The sequence below is a fragment of the Mucilaginibacter sp. Mucisp86 genome (assembly GCF_047324315.1).
In the GTDB taxonomy this organism is placed as follows: domain Bacteria; phylum Bacteroidota; class Bacteroidia; order Sphingobacteriales; family Sphingobacteriaceae; genus Mucilaginibacter.
In genome coordinates this window covers 2,604,994-2,622,848 of the sequence record NZ_CP168503.1, presented here as the reverse complement: position 1 = coordinate 2,622,848, position 17,855 = coordinate 2,604,994, and the positions used below count along the sequence as shown (strand labels likewise).

At 45.3% G+C, this 17,855-nt stretch carries 11 protein-coding genes; 3 read left to right on the top strand and 8 right to left on the bottom strand.

Annotated elements, in window-relative coordinates; translation table 11 throughout:
• Positions 1 to 14: 14 nt before the first annotated feature.
• Both ACEN9X_RS11090 and ACEN9X_RS11085 read right to left on the bottom strand, forming a co-directional pair.
• Positions 15 to 3,515 (bottom strand): TonB-dependent receptor, encoded by a 3,501-nt coding sequence (locus ACEN9X_RS11090; protein WP_413670428.1) that lies wholly within the window; start codon positions 3,513 to 3,515, stop codon positions 15 to 17.
• Between the two features lie 209 nt (positions 3,516 to 3,724).
• Entirely contained in the window at positions 3,725 to 4,798 is a 1,074-nt protein-coding gene (locus ACEN9X_RS11085; protein ID WP_413670427.1) for a FecR family protein, read from the bottom strand.
• 126 nt (positions 4,799 to 4,924) lie between these two features.
• On the opposite strand from ACEN9X_RS11085, the gene ACEN9X_RS11080 reads away from it, so the two are divergent.
• On the top strand, positions 4,925 to 6,205 hold the full coding sequence (locus ACEN9X_RS11080; RefSeq protein ID WP_413670426.1) for an amidohydrolase family protein: 1,281 nt from the start codon (positions 4,925 to 4,927) through the stop codon (positions 6,203 to 6,205).
• Between the two features lie 232 nt (positions 6,206 to 6,437).
• Positions 6,438 to 6,998, top strand: coding sequence for an RNA polymerase sigma-70 factor (locus ACEN9X_RS11075; protein ID WP_413670425.1), 561 nt, complete (start codon positions 6,438 to 6,440; stop codon positions 6,996 to 6,998).
• A 389-nt stretch (positions 6,999 to 7,387) separates the two neighbouring features.
• Here ACEN9X_RS11075 and ACEN9X_RS11070 read toward each other — a convergent pair whose 3' ends face one another.
• From ACEN9X_RS11070 to ACEN9X_RS11055, 4 genes are all read right to left on the bottom strand, one after another.
• A complete protein-coding gene (locus ACEN9X_RS11070) occupies positions 7,388 to 9,544 on the bottom strand; it encodes a c-type cytochrome domain-containing protein (protein ID WP_413670424.1) in 2,157 nt (718 codons plus the stop codon).
• 24 nt (positions 9,545 to 9,568) lie between these two features.
• Positions 9,569 to 10,594 carry a hypothetical protein gene (locus tag ACEN9X_RS11065; protein WP_413670423.1) on the bottom strand — a complete coding sequence of 342 codons (1,026 nt, stop codon included), beginning with the start codon at positions 10,592 to 10,594 and terminating at the stop codon, positions 9,569 to 9,571.
• A gap of 488 nt (positions 10,595 to 11,082) precedes the next feature.
• Positions 11,083 to 12,540, bottom strand: coding sequence for a DUF1501 domain-containing protein (locus ACEN9X_RS11060; protein ID WP_091167486.1), 1,458 nt, complete (start codon positions 12,538 to 12,540; stop codon positions 11,083 to 11,085).
• Between the two features lie 4 nt (positions 12,541 to 12,544).
• On the bottom strand, positions 12,545 to 14,863 hold the full coding sequence (locus tag ACEN9X_RS11055; RefSeq protein ID WP_413670422.1) for a PSD1 and planctomycete cytochrome C domain-containing protein: 2,319 nt from the start codon (positions 14,861 to 14,863) through the stop codon (positions 12,545 to 12,547).
• A gap of 330 nt (positions 14,864 to 15,193) precedes the next feature.
• On the opposite strand from ACEN9X_RS11055, the gene ACEN9X_RS11050 reads away from it, so the two are divergent.
• Positions 15,194 to 16,060 carry a hypothetical protein gene (locus ACEN9X_RS11050; protein ID WP_413670421.1) on the top strand — a complete coding sequence of 289 codons (867 nt, stop codon included), beginning with the start codon at positions 15,194 to 15,196 and terminating at the stop codon, positions 16,058 to 16,060.
• A 9-nt stretch (positions 16,061 to 16,069) separates the two neighbouring features.
• Here ACEN9X_RS11050 and ACEN9X_RS11045 read toward each other — a convergent pair whose 3' ends face one another.
• Both ACEN9X_RS11045 and ACEN9X_RS11040 read right to left on the bottom strand, forming a co-directional pair.
• Positions 16,070 to 16,552, bottom strand: a complete 483-nt coding sequence (locus tag ACEN9X_RS11045) for a hypothetical protein (protein ID WP_413670420.1) — start codon at positions 16,550 to 16,552, stop codon at positions 16,070 to 16,072.
• A 543-nt stretch (positions 16,553 to 17,095) separates the two neighbouring features.
• Positions 17,096 to 17,770 carry a TonB family protein gene (locus ACEN9X_RS11040; protein ID WP_413670419.1) on the bottom strand — a complete coding sequence of 225 codons (675 nt, stop codon included), beginning with the start codon at positions 17,768 to 17,770 and terminating at the stop codon, positions 17,096 to 17,098.
• Between the last annotated feature and the right edge of the window lie 85 nt (positions 17,771 to 17,855).

The following is a 17,855-nucleotide window of genomic DNA, read 5'->3' as shown; positions in this document are numbered from 1 at the left end:
TTTAAATATTGCTGTTATAATGAAAAATTAACTCCGAATATGAAGGTGCGGGGGCTGGCGTAGCTACCCTCGTCAATACCAAAATCTTTGGTGTTGCCGCTTAGTTCGGGATCAACACCGCTGTAACCAGTTAATGTAAACAGGTTGGTTGCCGATACATAGATCCTTAACTTTTGGATCCCTGCCTTTTTAAGGCCTGCAAGGTTAAAAGTGTAGCCAACCTGCGCGTTACGCATACGTACATAGGTGCCGTTTTCAACAAAATATGAGTTTGGTGTAGCGCCGCTGCTGGTTGATGCGTCAAGTTCCTGGATAGGGGCCTTCGCATTTTGATGAGTTGGCGTCCATGAATCATTAAGCGCGGTATAGCTTTTTGCTGTACCGAATGAAGCATAGAAATCCCGCCAGTATTTAACGCTGTTCCATAGTTTATTGCCGAATGAGCCGTAAAGGAATACGCTGGCATCAAAGTTTTTATAGTTTACACCCAGGTTTAAACCGGCAGTAACTTTCGGGTTTGGATTGCCGATAAAAGTACGGTCGGCATCGGTAATGACACCATCACCGTTCACGTCTTTATACCTGAAACGGCCAACCTTTACATCCGATTGGTAGTAAGCATTCGGGTCGCCGGTGCGGGTTTGTACAGCTTTGTCGGCTGCATCAATTTCGGCTTGTGAGTTCCAGAAACCTACGATCTGGTAGCCATAAAACTCGCCTAAAGAATGACCTACCTGGCTGCGGGTGATCGGGTTATCAAACCTGCTTGTTGCTGAGCCGGGGAAGTAATCCCTGTCATCAGATACTTTTAATACTTTGTTATTATAAGTGGTTAAAGTACCGGTTGCATTAAAGCTCAGGTCGCTGCTGGCCCTGAAGTTGCCGGTAACAGAAAGGTCAAGACCATCGGTTTTCATTTTACCAACGTTTTGCGCCGGGAAAGCACCGTTACCTGCAGTACCTAACTGGGTAGCGTTAAATAACAGGTCCTTAATGTCTTTGCGATAGTAATCGGCAGTTACGGCTATTTTGCCGCCAAATAAGGTTGCATCAAAGCCAAAGTTGGAGTTAATATCCTTTTCCCAAAGCGCATGAGGGTTGGCAGTTTGATCCTGGTAGAAGCCAGGTGTTAGGTTAAGTGAACCATCGATAGGATAATACGACTGGCCAATATCATTGCTGAACGTAACGTAAGCGTCTTTACTGCCCATATTGATCTGGTTACCCATAATGCCCCAGCCGCCTCTTAGCTTCAGGTCGGTAAGCCAGGTGATATTTTTCATGAAGTTTTCCTGCGAGATACGCCAGCCTGCGCTGAATGCAGGGAAATAACCGTAACGTTGGTCAACCGGGAATTTTGATGAACCATCGCGACGGATAGTGGCGTTAAACAGGTAGCGGTCGTTATAAGTATAATCTAAACGGGCAAACTCCGAAAATAACGAGTTGTTAGATTTTCCGCTGTAGGTGTTTTTATTGGTGGTACCGGTAGACAGGTTTACATAATTGGGATCAAAAGTGTAAAATCCCTGGATGCTGCCACCTACATACCGGTCATGATCTTCAACCGCCTCTGTACCTACCACTATGTTAACATTGTGTTTGCCAAATGCTTTTTGATAGCTAAGGGTGTTGGTCCAGTTATAAGTATAGCTGTTGTCCGATCCTTCGCTATAAGTATTTGTTGAAGAGTTTTCAACGTTTTCATATGTAGGGAACGAAAACGAATGGTTGTTGCTGTTAATGATATCGCCGCCAAAGCTGGTGCGTAAAGTAAGGCCGGGAATAATGTCGGCTTCGGCAAATACGTTACCAAGCAAACGATAGCTTGTTGACTGGTTGTTTTTTGTACGCTCCTGTATGGCAACCGGGTTATTGGCATCACCGAGGCCCGTACCGTAACTGCCTGCATAGTTACCTTTAATGTCGTAAACCGGAATGATTGGTTGCTCGCGCAGGGCATGTGCAATAACGCCATCCGGGTCATTGGTGCTAACCTGCGAATGTGATGTTCCATCATTTACCTGGGGCTGCCTGGTTATAGAATAAGCCAGGTTTTCGCCCACTCTGATGTGTTTAGTTACATTGTAGGTGGTGTTTGAGCGAAGCGTGTATCGTTTAAGATAAGTATCAATTAGTGTACCTTGCTGGTTAAAATAATTTAACGAGAATAAATAGCTGGCGTTATCGGTACTGCCGCTCAATGATATATTGTGGCTGTTCATCGGGGCCGATTTAAACAACTCATGATACCAGTCGGTACCGGCTTTGTTGGCCCTTGTTATCCTGTAAAAATTGCCAAGGTCTGTCGCTGAGGTATAATTGGGGTTTACATAGTATTTTGATGGATCGACAGATGGGTCGCCTTCTTTAGCACCTGCCGGGGTAATGTAATCGGGCAGTGTAAAAGTCGAGCCTGTACCGGTTGGGTTGTACAAGGCATCTTTAATACTGTTATCGCCCGAATTTTTCTTGGCGGTAAGTTTCAGATCGGCCATTTGTTGCGGCGTTATGGTATTCCAGACATTGCCGCCTTTGGGTCTTTGCGTACCGTAGTAGGCGTCGTATTGGATGTTTACCTTGCCTTTACCCCTTTTTGTAGTGATGATGATAACGCCGTTTGCAGCCCTTGCACCATATATTGATGCCGAACTCGCATCCTTTAACACCTGGAAGGTCTCAACATCGTTAGGGTTCAGCGTGCTTACATCATATGTTTCCACGCCGTCAACTACGTATAGGGGAGTATTATTCCCGAAAGTATTAAAACCCCTGATGTGTACCTGTGGCTCTTCGCCGGGCTGGCCCGATCCGGTAACGGTAACGCCCGATGCCTGGCCTTGCAATTGCGAGTTTACGGACGACGAAGCCTGTTTGTTAAGATCTTTAACGTTAACTACAGCAACAGCGCCGGTAAGGTCCTTCTTTTTTTGGGTGGTATAACCAACCACAACAACCTCGTTCAGCGCTTTTGACTCTTCAAGCAAGGTTACGTTGATGGTTGTTTGTCCGTTTACCGGCACGGCTTGTGCGGTAAAACCTAAAAAGCCGAATTCAAGCGTCCCTTTGCCGTCGGGCATAGTGAGGGTATATTTACCGTTGATGTCGGTAACTGTGCCTAAATTACTGCCCCTCAGCTTTACGCTTACCCCTGGTAAGGGCTGACCGCTAACATCTTTAACCACCCCCGTTACGGTTAAAGTAACAATTGGTTTTTCATCTGCGGGTTTTATAATGATGATATCATCAACCACCTGGAAGGTTAAAGGCTGTTTTTGCAGCACCTTCTGCATTACGGTTTCAATAGGCGCGTCCTGCACGTCCACATTTATTTTCTTGTCAACGTCAACCTGGTCAAGCCTGTAAAAAACAGTGTATTTACTGCTTTTTTCAATTTGCTTAAACATTTGCTTAACAGAAATATTGTTTACACTAAAGTTGTAAACGTTTTGTGAATAAGCGGCAGCGTGTATTTGCATAATGCCCGTTAAGAGCAGAACGGTTACCAGCTTCATAATTTTGATCGTTTTTTGCCACGGGCCGGCGGCCAGAGCGGACTTTCTGTAAAAATTAATCATAAATTTGTTTGTTAATCAGTTAATACGATGCTTCCCCAAGCGTAGGGTATTAGCTTTGATTGCTTTAGCCCGGGCGTGTTGGTAGCACATCCGGGTTTTTTATGTAAAAGAGAATGTTAGTTTTTAATCATAGTTTCCTTTTTGTTTTAGTTAGATGATTCATTATTGTTGGTTTTAGTTATGTTGATTACATTTCCGTTTTTAAGGTAACTTATGGGGGTATTCCCTTTTATAATTGCCAGCACCTTCTCAATATCAGATACATTTTTGAAGCTTCCTGAATAACGGATGTTACCAATCTCGTTGTCGGTAATTATGATGATTACGTTATATCTGCGCTGCAATACTTTTGCTATTTCACTGAGGGTAGTGCCATCAAATACCAGCAGGTTTTCTTTCCAGCCGTCATAACGGTCGAGCTTGGCCGAGTCGATCTCCGATACCTGGATCTCGTTCAGGCTTTTAGGGTCGGGTGTGGTGTAGCTATAGTTTTCTTTTTTGGGATGGTAGTAGATCCGGAGCACCTGCCGTGGCTTTACATAAATACGGCTCATTTCATGCGCATTGTTATCTACATTCCCTTCAACCGATACCTCCCCTTTTACCACAGTAGTTTCAAAGAACGGGTCGGAAGCATATGCTTTCAGGTTAAACTTTGTGCCGATATCCCTGATAGTATAGTTTTTTGTATTAACAATAAAAGGGACCTCCTTTTTGCCGGGGGCGATATCAAAAAAGGCTTCGCCTTCCAGGTAAACGGTGCGGGTTGTTTTGCCAAAATCGGCGGTATAATTAAGCTTGCTTCCCGCGTTAAGCCAAACTTGCGTACCATCGCTCAAAACAATTTTTTTAATGGCACCGGGGTTAGCGGCAATCTGCCTTACACTTTCTACATTTTTTGAGTACCTGTTATATAAGGTAACAGTAACTGCCGCCAGCAAAGCAATAGCGGCAGCCGCTTTGCCCCAGGTGATCAGCCTTGCATAGCGTAACGGTTGTTTTGGCTCTATCTCAGCCGAAAGCTTATTATAGGCATTCTCTTTATTTACAACCGCTGGCTGCAGGTAAAGCATATTATGCCAGGTTTCATACAATTGTGCAAAATACTGCTCGTTTTCGGGGTGCGCACTTATCCACTGTTTAACCTGCTCAAGCTCCTGTGCGGTAGCTTCGCCTGTTATATATTTTACCAACAGTAGTTTTACTTCTTCGTTATCCATTTGTAATATTATCGTTAAGACAATCGAAAAAACGGATACCCTCAAAGCCGTGTGAAATATTTTTCAATTTTATATTTACCGTAAATTATCGCGCTCCGTTATATTCCATTAATTATCTTTATGGTTATGAGATGGATCCGGCTGCTCCTTTTATTTGTTCCTTCCCTGCTGCTTTGTAATTTTTCACATGCGCAGGTTTCGCTTGCTCGTGTGGCTTTGACCGGGCTTACAATTATTGATGCCAATCACCGGATGTCCCTCGCTGGGCAAACGGTAATTATCGACAGCACTGTTATCCGGGAAGTTTTTAAGGACGGAACCCAGCCTATTCCGGCTTCTTATCACATCCTTTCGTTAAAGGGAAAATACCTGCTCCCTGGTTTGATTGATACCCATGTACACTTTGCTACAGATCCGTCAGGAACCGATAACCGGGCGCATACACTCAGTGTGCTGCAGCAGATGTTGTATAGTGGTATTACAACCGTAAGAGATATGGCCGGCGATGCACGCACGCTTGCCGGCTTATCGCGTGATGCACTTACCGGGGATATTGTGTCGCCTTATATATATTATTCTGCATTGATGGCCGGGCCAACTTTTTTTAGCGACCCGAGGACGGGAACCTCTACCAAAGGGGCTATTGCCGGTAAAATGCCTTATATGCTGGCTGTTACAGATAGTACAAATATGCCTTTGGCCGTTGCCGCAGCAAAAGGCACCGGTGCCGCCGGAATAAAATTGTACGCTGATTTATCTCCGGGACTGGCTGCTAAGATCATAAGTGAAGCAACCAGGCAGGGAATGATTGTATGGGGGCATGCCTGGCTGCAGATGGCCAAACCCTCCGATCTGGTGAAGGCAGGCATAGGCTCAATTTCGCATGCGCCCTTACTGATACATGAAAAATTTGATAAAATTCCGGACCTGTGGAAAAAACAACGACACACCGAGGAATTTTGGGATGATGCTGTACCTCAGATGACCGATTTGTTTAACCTGATGAAACAGAATGGCACTATGCTGGATGCAACGTTGCTTACCTATAAAAAATGGGCTGAAACAGACACTGCCATGCGGTACAATTATGAAATAGGAAAACGAATAACAGCCAATGCTTATAAAGCCGGAGTGGAGATATGTGCCGGTACCGATGATGACCAGGAGGAATTTGTGCAGAATGAAATAAAATTACTGGTAAGCGATGCCGGTTTCACCCCGATAGATGCCATTATATCAGCTACATTAAATGGCGCAAAGGCATTGCACATCGACAGCACAAAGGGGACTATATTGCCCGGTAAAGCAGCCGACCTTTTGGTACTGAACAAAAACCCCCTCGAGGATATTGGTAACCTTACGTCTGTATATATGGTTTTTAAGGGTGGCCTTTTATTCAAAAAGTAACAGCTTTATATTCTTTTCCAGGTTTTATTGCAGCTTAAGTGATTGTTTTAACGGTGCGATTTATTCGGCTTTTCTTTGAAATGCTCCCTTCATATTACGCGTAACCTTTTTTTTACAGAATGTTTGGGGTTAGCTTTTTATTATTTCCATATTAAATTTGATACGGAGCTAAAAATTTTGTAACTTGTTAAAGTTTTTTAAAAAGTATTCGGATTAATTAAAGGCAGGATTAATGATCCAGGAAAACAAACTACCTATAACCTCATTTATACAGGGTGATGCGAAAGCGTTCGAAACCCTGTTCAGGCTATACTATACCCGTTTAACTTTGTTTTCCAACCGATTTGTAAATGATTTAACCATTGCCGAAGAAATTACAGCTGATGTGTTTACCCACCTGTGGGAGCGCGGGCATGAAGTTAACTTTTGTGCGTCGGTAAGTTCCTATCTTTTTAAAATGGTGCAGAACCGGAGCCTCAATTACCTCAAGCGCCAGAAAATAGAAAACCTTTACGTTAATTATCTCGAAAAGAACAACCTGTTTGATGAGCTGCGTAATACGCTTGAAAATGGTCTTGAAGAAAAGGAACTTGCCCTGCAGATAGAAGTAGCCATTGCCACCCTCCCGGAAAAATGCCGCGAGATTTTTGTACTAAGCCGTTTCAGCGATATGAAATATCGCGAAATTGCCGTGCAGTTAAATATCTCCCCCAAAACCGTGGAGCGCCAGATGGGCATCGCCCTTGAAAAACTACGCCAGGTGTTGAAGCACGTGACGTATATGTTTTTTTAGAGTAGTGGTTAACGTCCCCCCTTACGCGTCATTGCGAGGAACGAAGCAACCGCGAATAGTACAGAGAGAACTGCATAGCCGCTTGACTTGCGCTCGTTTTTAACGAGTGCTTAACATGGTTTGGCGTTTGTAACGCCATTTCCCGGCGCTAACGTTACAAACGTAAGCCCATGTTAAGCACTCATCACAGATGAGCGCAAGATGTTTCAATAAGTGTAAGTTGCGATTTTATAAAACCATGTCATTGCGAGGAGCGGGACTGGGAATAAGCCAAGGGGCGACGTGGCAATAGCATGCTATACAGGACCGCCATGCTTCCGTGCGATTGCTTCGTGCCTCGCAATGACATAAAAGAAGAAAGCTATCGCTAAACTTCAACCAGTAATCACTTAATTCAAAAACACCTCATCCAAAAACACCCAACCCGGTTTGCCTTTGGCCGGATGCCATGCCGGGACACTTTTAAGCGGCTGGGCAACCAATTTTATACAGGACACCTGTTGTGCAGATCTTAACTTACATTCCAGCGGCATCAGTGCAAACGGATCGGCCTGGTTTGGTGTGCCTGTTTTGACGGTGCTCAGCAGCTTCAGATGATTTTGATCAGCCCCTCCCCAAATCTCAACCCCGGCGGGTAAAAAGATTTGCGAGCCTATATTGCGCATCACATTAAGGCTAACCGAATGCAGATCAATTGGTTTATTGAACCACATGATAACCGACAGATCTTTTTGTGATGCGATCCATTTGCCGTTACCGAAATTGCCGCCACCTAATTCTTTATCGATGATTGTTTTTGCACCGTCGCCTTTGTATTTATTATCCGGATATGTAATAAAGCTGATGCTGTCGGGCGTGTAGGCGCATTTGTAAACATTAAACTGTACGGTATCGCTGCCCAGCCAGCCGGCTTTAAATGCCCTTGCTTTAATCACAGTACTTTGGGTAAATACAATACCCGGTTTAAACGAAGTTGCTTTAATGCTGTCGGGGGCCGAACCATCGGTGGTATATCGGATATCAGCCCCTTTGATAGGATTGCTAAGTTGCAAGGCATAGCTCTGATTAAATATAACCGAAGTGTTCTTTAACTGCGGACTGGTAAGCTTCATTACTTTACCATCATCTTTAAAGCCGGTTAACAGACTTAGCTTAGGATTTTGTTTTTGAAGCGATTGAAGATCGGCAGGGTTCAGTCCACTGTCCCATACCGCAAGTTCATTAATACTTTTTATGGCAATGAGTTGCTTTACATCCGCTGTAGTTAGTTTGACCCCCGCCAGCGAAATACTTTTAAGATATTTTAAACCTGCTAATTCTTTTAATCCTTTCCCGGTAACATCGCTGAAGTTGAGGTTTAGCCTGCGCAGGTTTTCAAATTTGGCAATGGTTTTTAGGTCGGCATCCTTTACAGGCATCTTGTTCAGATCCAATGAAACGACTTGTTTCCTGATAGCGCTTAATTCGTCAAGTACCTTAACATTATAGGTGCTTTTATTGTAGATATTAACCGCGAGCGCCGGCGACTCATTAGCCAGCGGATACACCGCACGGTAATTATTATTTAGCTTTTGGATATCCTTTTCATTAGCAGCCGAAAAATCATAAACCTCTTCCGCACTTTCTGCTGGTTTTAGATGGGTGGCGGCTATCATCCGTAATGAATCGTTGGCAGGCAGGTCTGTCACTTTTTTGTTGAAACCGGCTTTGCTTTTTATCCACAGGTAAAGCAGCATTTTTTCATCATCGGTAAGTTGGGTTTTACCGGTTGGGGGCATGTGCTTCTTTTCGGTTTCGGGCAAGTGTACGCGTTGCAGCAACAGGCTCATGGCCGGGTCACCGGCTACGAATAGCTTGCCGTTTTTGCCGCCTTTCATTATTGCTGCCGAATCAGTAAGCATGAGGCCTCCCTTCATTTTATCGGCATTGTGACAGCTCTGGCATTTTACCTCAAATATAGGCCGGATCACATCATTATAGACCAGCGCCTGGTCTATGGGCACAGCATTTTTGCTTTGATCCATCACCGGGCCTAAAACAAAATCCTGCCCATGGGTGAGGTTGCCGCCCAGATGCCCGGCTACAATCAAACAGAAAACGGTTATCACAGCTCCTGCTTTAGCCAGCCTTACGGTATACTTTGAGGTATGACGGATGAGATATACGCCGTAGCCAGTAAAGGCCACGCTTACGCCAAACCATTTGTGCCATTGTAAAGTATCGCCTTCATAACCTGGTTCCCTCGACAGGAACAAGCCCATAATCACCGTTATTGACGAGAGCAAAGCACCCAGCAGCAGCAGGTAGCTTGTGAAAGTTTGATACAGCTTTTCGTTAACAAATTCCTCCCGGTAACGAAAAAATTCCATCACCATGGCCAGCATCAGTATCACGATGGGGAAATGCAGGATGAGCGGGTGCATACGGCCAACAGGCTGCAGCCAGCGGGGCACAACCAGGCTGTTGCCAGCTATCAACAGCACTACAATAAAAATATTAAGGGCAAATAATGTCCCTTCCGCAAAACCTTTGTGGCTGCTTTTCATATACGCCGGGCTGTGAGTTATTAATTAAACCCTTGTGAATTTATAAGGATATACTTTGCCCGATGCCCATTGCGCTACGTACAAATTCTCATCGTTATCCACACACACATCATGCGGGTTCAGGAAAATCTTTTCGGCCTGGGCCATAGGTTGCAGTACGCCATCGGTGTATACAGGCTCGGTGCCACCGAGGTTTGATACTACTTTATTGTTCTTATCCAATATGGTGGTGAAGCCGGTGTTTTCTTTGCTTAAATCTGGAGAGCGAAGTACGGCGGCATACAAATGATCGCCTTTTATTACCGGGCGGCAAACACATGCGCCGGGCAGCTTGATCACCTCCTGCAATTTGCCATCCATGCTGAAGCGTTTGAAACAGTTGCGGGTACGGTCGGTAACCAGTAAGTTAGGTGTGTCGTATCTTCTGTCGATCACGATGCCATGGGCATTATCCAGATGTTCGTCGCCCTCGCCCTTGCCGCCGAAGAAACCTTTCAGTTTGCCATCCTTATCATAATGAGTAACATATTGCGCACCGTAGCCATCAGCAATAAAAATATCGCCATTGCTGTCGATGGTAGTTTCGGTAGGGACAAACTCTTCAGCTTTTTTGTAAACGCCGGTTTCCAGCGGCACATCAATGGTCATTAAAATGCGGCCATCTAATGTGGTTTTGTACACCTGGTGTTTTACAGTATCGGTTATGAACAATACTTCTGTACCGTTTTCATTAAACAGGGTTAGGCCATGTGCGCCAGGGAATTCATGTCCCCAGGTGCTTAGCAGCTTGCCCGATTTATTATAGATAAGCACATTGTTTTTGGTTTCGTTAGTAAGCAGCAAAATCCGGCCTTTTGAATCCTGTACCATTTCGTGGCAATCGTTCACCGGGTTTTTCTGCGAATCGGCCTTGCTCCAGTTTTTATCCATGCGATAGCGCATATTACCATGGCCGTAAATTGGCCCGTTATCTTTCGCTAACATGTCTTTGGCTATGAAAAAGCCTGCTGATAAAACTGAAGTGTGCTTGATAAATTCTCTTCTTTCCATACCGTTGATTTTTATGATTGCGTTGATTTCGCTGATATTATTTATTTTGATTACACCGATTGCTGAGTGATTACACCGATTACACGGATTTTTTTTGATTCCTTGTCCATCCCGTCATTGCGAGGCACGAAGCGACCGCGAACTTTACAGGGCGGATCTATTTAGCCGCTCTTTCTCTTGGGGGCTGCTTCGTGTCTTAATAATGACTTGATTGTAAGTTATTGATTGTCAAATATGCTTTTCATTAATTTAATAATTTGTGCGTTGCCTGCGGCCCGGGCTATCCGCTGCAAGTCCTCGCTTTGCCTGCACACAGTCCTACGCGCGCTGTGGGCTTTCCGCTGCTATCCCTAACGCGGCCCCCCACGCAAGCCGCTGTATATACACGTCATTATGATCTCTTCCGGGATGTCCCTGGTGGTTCCTCGCAATGACGAGAGTTTTATTTTTTTAAGCCCTCTCCCTTTAGGGGAGGGTTTGGGTGGGGCTTACGCTATTATCCCCTTCACCACATTGCCGGCAACATCCGTTAACCTGTACCTGCGGCCCTGACTTTTATAAGTTAGTTTTTTATGGTCGATGCCTAATTGATTTAAAATGGTTGCATGAAAATCATGCACATGTACCGGATCTTTTACAATGTTATAGCCAAATTCATCGGTTTCGCCGTAAACTATGCCGGGTTTGATGCCGCCGCCGGCCATCCAGATACTGAAACAGCGCGGATGATGATCGCGGCCGTAATTGGCTTTTTCCAATTTACCCTGGCTGTAATTGGTGCGACCGAACTCCCCACCCCAGATCACCAGCGTTTCATCCAGCAGGCCGCGTTGTTTGAGGTCGGTAACCAATGCTGCCGATGCCTGGTCGACATCTTTGGCCTGGCCGGCCATTTCCTGGGGCAGGTTGCTGTGCTGGTCCCAGCCCTGGTGATAGAGCTGTACAAAACGTACCCCGTTTTCCGAAAGCTTTCGGGCCAGTAAACAATTAGCCGCATACGTACCGGGAATAAGGCACTCCGGCCCGTACATTTTCACAATATCGTCCGACTCTTTGCTTACGTCCATAATTTCGGGTACGGCGGTTTGCATGCGGTAAGCCATTTCATACTGCTGCACTTTGGTGTTTATTTCCGGGTCGCCGAACTCTTTATAGTTCATGTCATTGAGCTCGGCGAGTTTATCCAGCATCTTGCGGCGCTCGTGGCGGTTCAGGCCTTCGGGATCATTTAAGTACAGGATCGGGTCTTCTCCGCTGCTGAACTGTACACCCTGGTGAATGGAATCCAGGAAACCATTGCTCCATAGTTTGGAATAAACACCCTGTCCGTTTCCTTTACCTTTAGAGAGCAATACGGTAAAGGCAGGCAGGTTCTTGTTCTCGCTTCCGAGGCCATAGCTTACCCACGAACCCATGCTTGGGCGGTTGCCCTGCTGTGCCCCGGTTTGAAAAAAGGTAAGTGCGGGATCGTGGTTAATGGCATCGGTGTTGAGCGATTTAATAATGCAGATATCATCGGCTATTTTGCCAATGTGCGGGAACATGTCGCTGATCCAGGCGCGCGACTCGCCATATTGCTTAAAATCATAAAACGAACCCACCAGCGGAAACGAAGCCTGCTTGGCCGTCATACCGGTAAGGATCTGGTTGCCGCGGACAGATGCCGGCAGCTCCTGCCCCATCATTTCACGCAGCTTGGGTTTGTAATCAAACGATTCCAGTTGTGAGGGTGCCCCATCCTGAAACAGGTAGATCACCCGTTTGGCTTTAGGCGCAAAGTTAGGTATGCCGGGAATAAAATCCGCCTCGGCCTCATCGCCCTTGCCACTAAAAAGATCGGGAATGAGCAGTGAACCCAACGCTACGCTGCCAATGCCCAAGCTGAGCCTTGAAAGAAACCTGCGCCGGTTGATGTTAAGCCTGTTTTCTAAAAAATCTTTTTCCATGTGCTCAGGTTTTTGTTATTGCTTCTTCCAAATTATACATGGTATCAACCACTTTCATCATGGCTGCCAGTGTTACTTTATCCAAATTGGTGGGTACCGGGTATTCACCTACAGTTAGCAGTTTTTCGGCATCGGCCTTTTTCATGCTTTTTAACTCATCAGCATAGTATGAAGTTAAAATAGCCAGTTCTTTTTGCTGCGGATGCCGGCACAGGATCAGCCGGAATGCTTTGGTGATCTTTTCTGTCGATGTGCTTTTATCCTGTAATAGTTTTGCTGCCAAAACCCTTGCACTTTCCAATACGGTCGGGTCGTTGAGCATTACTAAGGCCTGCAATGGCGTATTGGTGCGCAGGCGTTTTACCTCGCACTGGTCACGGTTGCTGGCGTCAAAAATGCCTAGTGATGCCGGTGGAACCGTGCGTTTGATCAGTGTATACATGCCCCTGCGGTATAAATTAGGGCCGTGCACCTGTTTATAATTGGCTAAAATACCTCGTCCTGATGTCGCATTTTCCCAAAGGCCCGGCGGCTGGTAAGGGTTAACACTTGGACCGCCGATGGTTGGGTTAAGCAATCCGCTGCTGGCCAGTACCAGGTCACGTACAAACTCTGCAGGTAAACGTCCGCGCGGCCCGCGGGCTAATAAGGTATTATCAGGATCTTCTTTTAGTTTTTCGGGTGTTACTGCGGCAGATTGTCTGTACGTAGCGGTCATTACTATCTGCTTCACCAGCCGTTTAATGTTCCAACCATGATCACGAAAATCGACGGCAAGCCAATCCAGCAGTTCGGGGTGCGATGGCAGATCGCCCTGCATACCGAAATCGCCGGAGCTTTTTACGATGCCCTTGCCAAAAAACTCCTGCCACATCTGGTTTACAAATACGCGCGCGGTGAGCGGGTTGTTTTTGTTGAACAGCCATTCGGCCAAACCTAAACGATTTTTAGGATAGTTATTAGTGAATGGTAATATCGATTTTGGCGTACCGGCCTGCACTTCATCGCCATGAGCATCATAATTGCCGCGTTTTAGGATATAAGTAGGCCGCACCTTGTCACTATCGGTCATGATGGATACGATGAGCTTGTCGGTATCGCGCTTGTTTACAAACGTTAAAATCTTTTTAACATCCTCATTGCTGATCTGCATCATAGGGTTTTTGGCATAGGTTTCGGGCCCGCCAACGGTTGATTGAAGCCCTACTTCCTTCACATTGTTAAAAAAGGCATAAACCTGGTAGTATTCCTTCTGCGAAAAAGGATCGTATTTATGATCATGGCAATGGGCACATTCCAATGTGACACCCAACATGGCCTTGCCGAAGGTATTGGTACGGTCGGTTACATAGCTTACGCGGTATTCCTCGTCAATTACACCGCCTTCTTCGGTTATTTTATGATTGCGATTAAAGCCGGTTGCAAGCAGTTGCTCTTTAGTGGCATTGGGTAGCTGGTCGCCGGCTAATTGCCAGGTGATGAATTTATCGTAAGGCAAGTTTTCATTATAGGCATGGATTACCCAGTCGCGCCATGGCCACTGCGTGCGGTAGTTATCATCCTGATAACCGTGCGAATCTGCATAGCGGGCAACATCCAGCCAGTGCAGCGCCATTTTTTCGCCGTATTGAGGGGTTGCCATCAGCTTATCTACCATTTTTTCGTAGGCGTTGGCGCTTTTATCGGCCGAAAACTCGTCCATTAATGCTATGGATGGCGGCAGTCCGGTCAAATCGAGCGAAATGCGTTTTAACAGGCGTTCTTTATCGGCTTCAGGATTTGGCTCCAGGTTTGCCTGCTCCATTTTTTGCAGCACAAAATTATCGATAGCGTTTTTAGGCCATGCCGTGTTTTTAACCTGCGGAACCGGGTAATTGCGCGGGGCAACAAAAGCCCAGTGCTTCTCATATTTGGCCCCCTGTTTTATCCATTTGTGAATGAGCTCAACCTCATAAGGCGATAACCTTTTCAGATTGGATGACGCAGGTGGCATCTGCTCGGTAGTATCTTTAGTGGAGATGCGTCGATAAACCTCAGATTGCATCGGTTCGCCGGGAACAAGGGCATGTGACGATGGATTATCCTTTAAGGCTTTATAGGCGCTTTCGGCAATATCCAGTCGTAAGTCTGCTTCGCGATGGGAGGCATCGGGGCCATGACATTTAAAACATTTGTCTGAAAGTATAGGCCGGATATTAAAGTTGTAACTAATAGTATCGGGCATTTGCTCATTGGTATTCCCGCCGGATGAATGGCAGGAATACAATGTGTACATCATGCAGACGGCTATAGTGAGCCACACATAATACAACTTCCGTAACATGGGTTTATAATTGGTTAAACAGAGATTAAAGTTAGATAATTTACATTACAATTTGCAAATACATATTTGTGCTCCAAATTGATTTAGCGGGGGCAATATAGCATGAAAAATGATATGTTCATACATTTTGTACAAATGTTTTAACATGCTGACTTCGGCGCTTTTCTTCATGATGATTCTGCGCACAAAATCCTCAAAAAAAATAGCGCAGCGGATGTTCAAAAAAACTTAACCTTTAGTTGGAATATTCGTAAAAGCTCTAACGGGCATGTCGGTTTGCTTTACTTTTGGTAACTAACAGGCAAAAAACCCAACCAAACCGAAATCTATATGAAACTTAAATTAAAATTAAAGCTTGCACTGCTATTGATTTTGATAGGTGCAACTGGTTTGGGTTTTTATTTTCATCAGCGTTATGCACTAAAAGAGCGGCATATCCTTGTGCCAGAAAAAAGATATAAGGATGAAGTTCTGAGAATTGGTATTATTGGGGATAGCTGGGCTATGGGTATGACCATTGATACGATTATTAAAAATGAGTTTTTGAAACATGGCATCAGGGCCGAGGTTACGTCGTTCGGTCAGCCCGAAGCAAAAACCAAACAGATCTACGATAATTTATACGCCAACCTGGATCAGCCTTATTCCAGTTACAATATATTACACCATAACCTGGATTACTGTATTATTTTGGCCGGTACCAGCGATGCCGAGGGCGCGATGGGGGCTAAGTTTTACGCTTACTATTGTTCGCTCATCATCAGCGATCTGGCCCGAAGCCATATCGAGCCCGTTTTTGTGACCATGCCTGAGTTTGGTTTTAAAGAAGAGACCGACAGCCTTGGTATTTTAAAAAAGATGCGTAATGAACTTGCGTCATTGCTTATTGATAATGGCAGCACCCATAGCCTTGATGAATACCGTAAACAGGCCAATGAAATGCTGAAAGATACACGTCTGAAAGATTCGGCTATTGTAGTACCTTTTAACCTTGTGTGTGACGATTACCAAAAGCATAAAATATTGTACCGTAATTCCGGCCACCTTTCAACCTTGGGAAAGCAAAAGCTGGGACGTTTAATTGCAGAGTATATTCTCAATAAGTATAATCTTAATAAAGAAAAGGCAACCGAAAAGCAGCAACCTAATACCAATATGGTTGAAACGGAACGCGCAAAGAAAACTAAAAGGGCTTGAACATTAGGGTTAAGCAGCTATCTTTTCCAGCTTTTTGATATCCCGGTAAACGATATATAGCGGCATGATCCCGAAAATGCCGAAGCAGCAATCAATAAGTCTCCAATAAACAGGGATGCCGCGGATGGGCCCAGCTATAAAGGCCAGCGGAAATACCATTACACAAGCAATCATACCAAACTCAATTATCCAAATGTTTTTAACCGGGTCTTTCAGCGGGCCAACAAATGCCATTGCGATAACCAGGTGACCGAAAGCCAGCCAGTCGGTTCCGTAGGCCAGGTAAGGATAGTTTTGATTGGTAATTTTTACGGCGTGATAAACATTGGTTATCCAGTCCTGCATAAAGCCCGGAAATACAGACGTGTGGTCGGCAAGCCAGGCCAATTCGGTTTCAATAGGAAATGCGGTTACACCACTTAATACCAGCCCTATGATAAATACAATTACCCAGGTTTTTATTTTTTTGCGAAGTTCAGGTTCGGTTTTCATAACTGTGGCAAGGTAAGGAATTTATGGGTTGTGAGTGTCTCGCAAAGGTGTTAAGACGCAAAGAAATTGCATTTTTGACTCGCGCTCGTTTGCAAGGAGCATGTAACCTGGGTTTGCGTTTGTAACGCAAAGGCGATGCAATCGCCAATCCATATTAAGCGCTCGTTGCAAACGAGCGCAAGGTTAAAAGGCGCTAAATTCCCCTCTTGAGAGCAGGGCTGTTGCATTCTAATGTTTAGTCGCAAGTTCAAGCGTCTTTCGCTTGAATTATGGCTCCGGTAAGCGTCCACGCTTACCTTTTTGATGTTGTTACGCGAGCGTGGACGCCCTACCGTGCGATTTTTAAAGCACATTGATTAAGAACGCAACAGCCCTGCTCTCAAGAGGGCGCGCGGTGGGAAAGAGCGGTAGCAGGGGTGTGTTATGCGATTGGATTGAAGCAGAACACACCCCTCCGCCCCTCTCAAGAGGGGAATCGCACAACCCATGCTTAAAAAACTCGCGTTCATTGCAAACGAGTTAAATTATTCCCCCTTTAGGGGGTTAGGGGGCACAATATTTCCTGATAAAATTATCGGCTTTATCACTACCTATGTTGCGGATAAAAGTCCAATCGCGGCAGGCGCCTTCTTTATCGCCCTGCTTAAATTTTTCACTGGCCTGGCTTAGTACATCGTTTATAAAATCGTCATCATAGCCAAGTTGTTTTTTGAGGTTGATGATGATGGCCTCTTTGGTGGTATCAGCCTTGCCTTGGTATTTGTTGCTGTAATAGTTGGTAACTGCATTCTCCAGTTCCTGCTGGGCTTTGTAACTGGCTATGGCGCTTTGCATATCGCGGATATTGGCAGGGCCGCAACGCGCCGGATCAGGATCAAAGCGGATAGGCTGAACAATGTTGGTTTTAAGGTTATACCCTGCCGGGACCGTCCATTGGCCCGAGGTAAGTTTAATAACCCGCAACGCCTCGTCGTCAAGGTCAATGCCAGGGCCATCCTGCACTTTGGCATCGTGTACAGTGCCATCTTTAGCTATCATAAACGAAACATTGATGATGCCCGAAATACAGTTTTGCCGCGAGTATTCAGGATAGATGATCTTAGCCTTCAGGAAATCATTTAACGCTTGTGTGCCACCTTTAAATGCAGGCTGCTGGGCAAATGAATGTCCTGTCGTGATAATTATCAATGCGATATGGATGTACAACGCTTTAAGCATAGTATAAATATCGATAATAAATTGGGGATTATGTTTGGGAATTTTATTGGGGGACATCCTATAGGCGTTCGGAAGAAATTAAAAG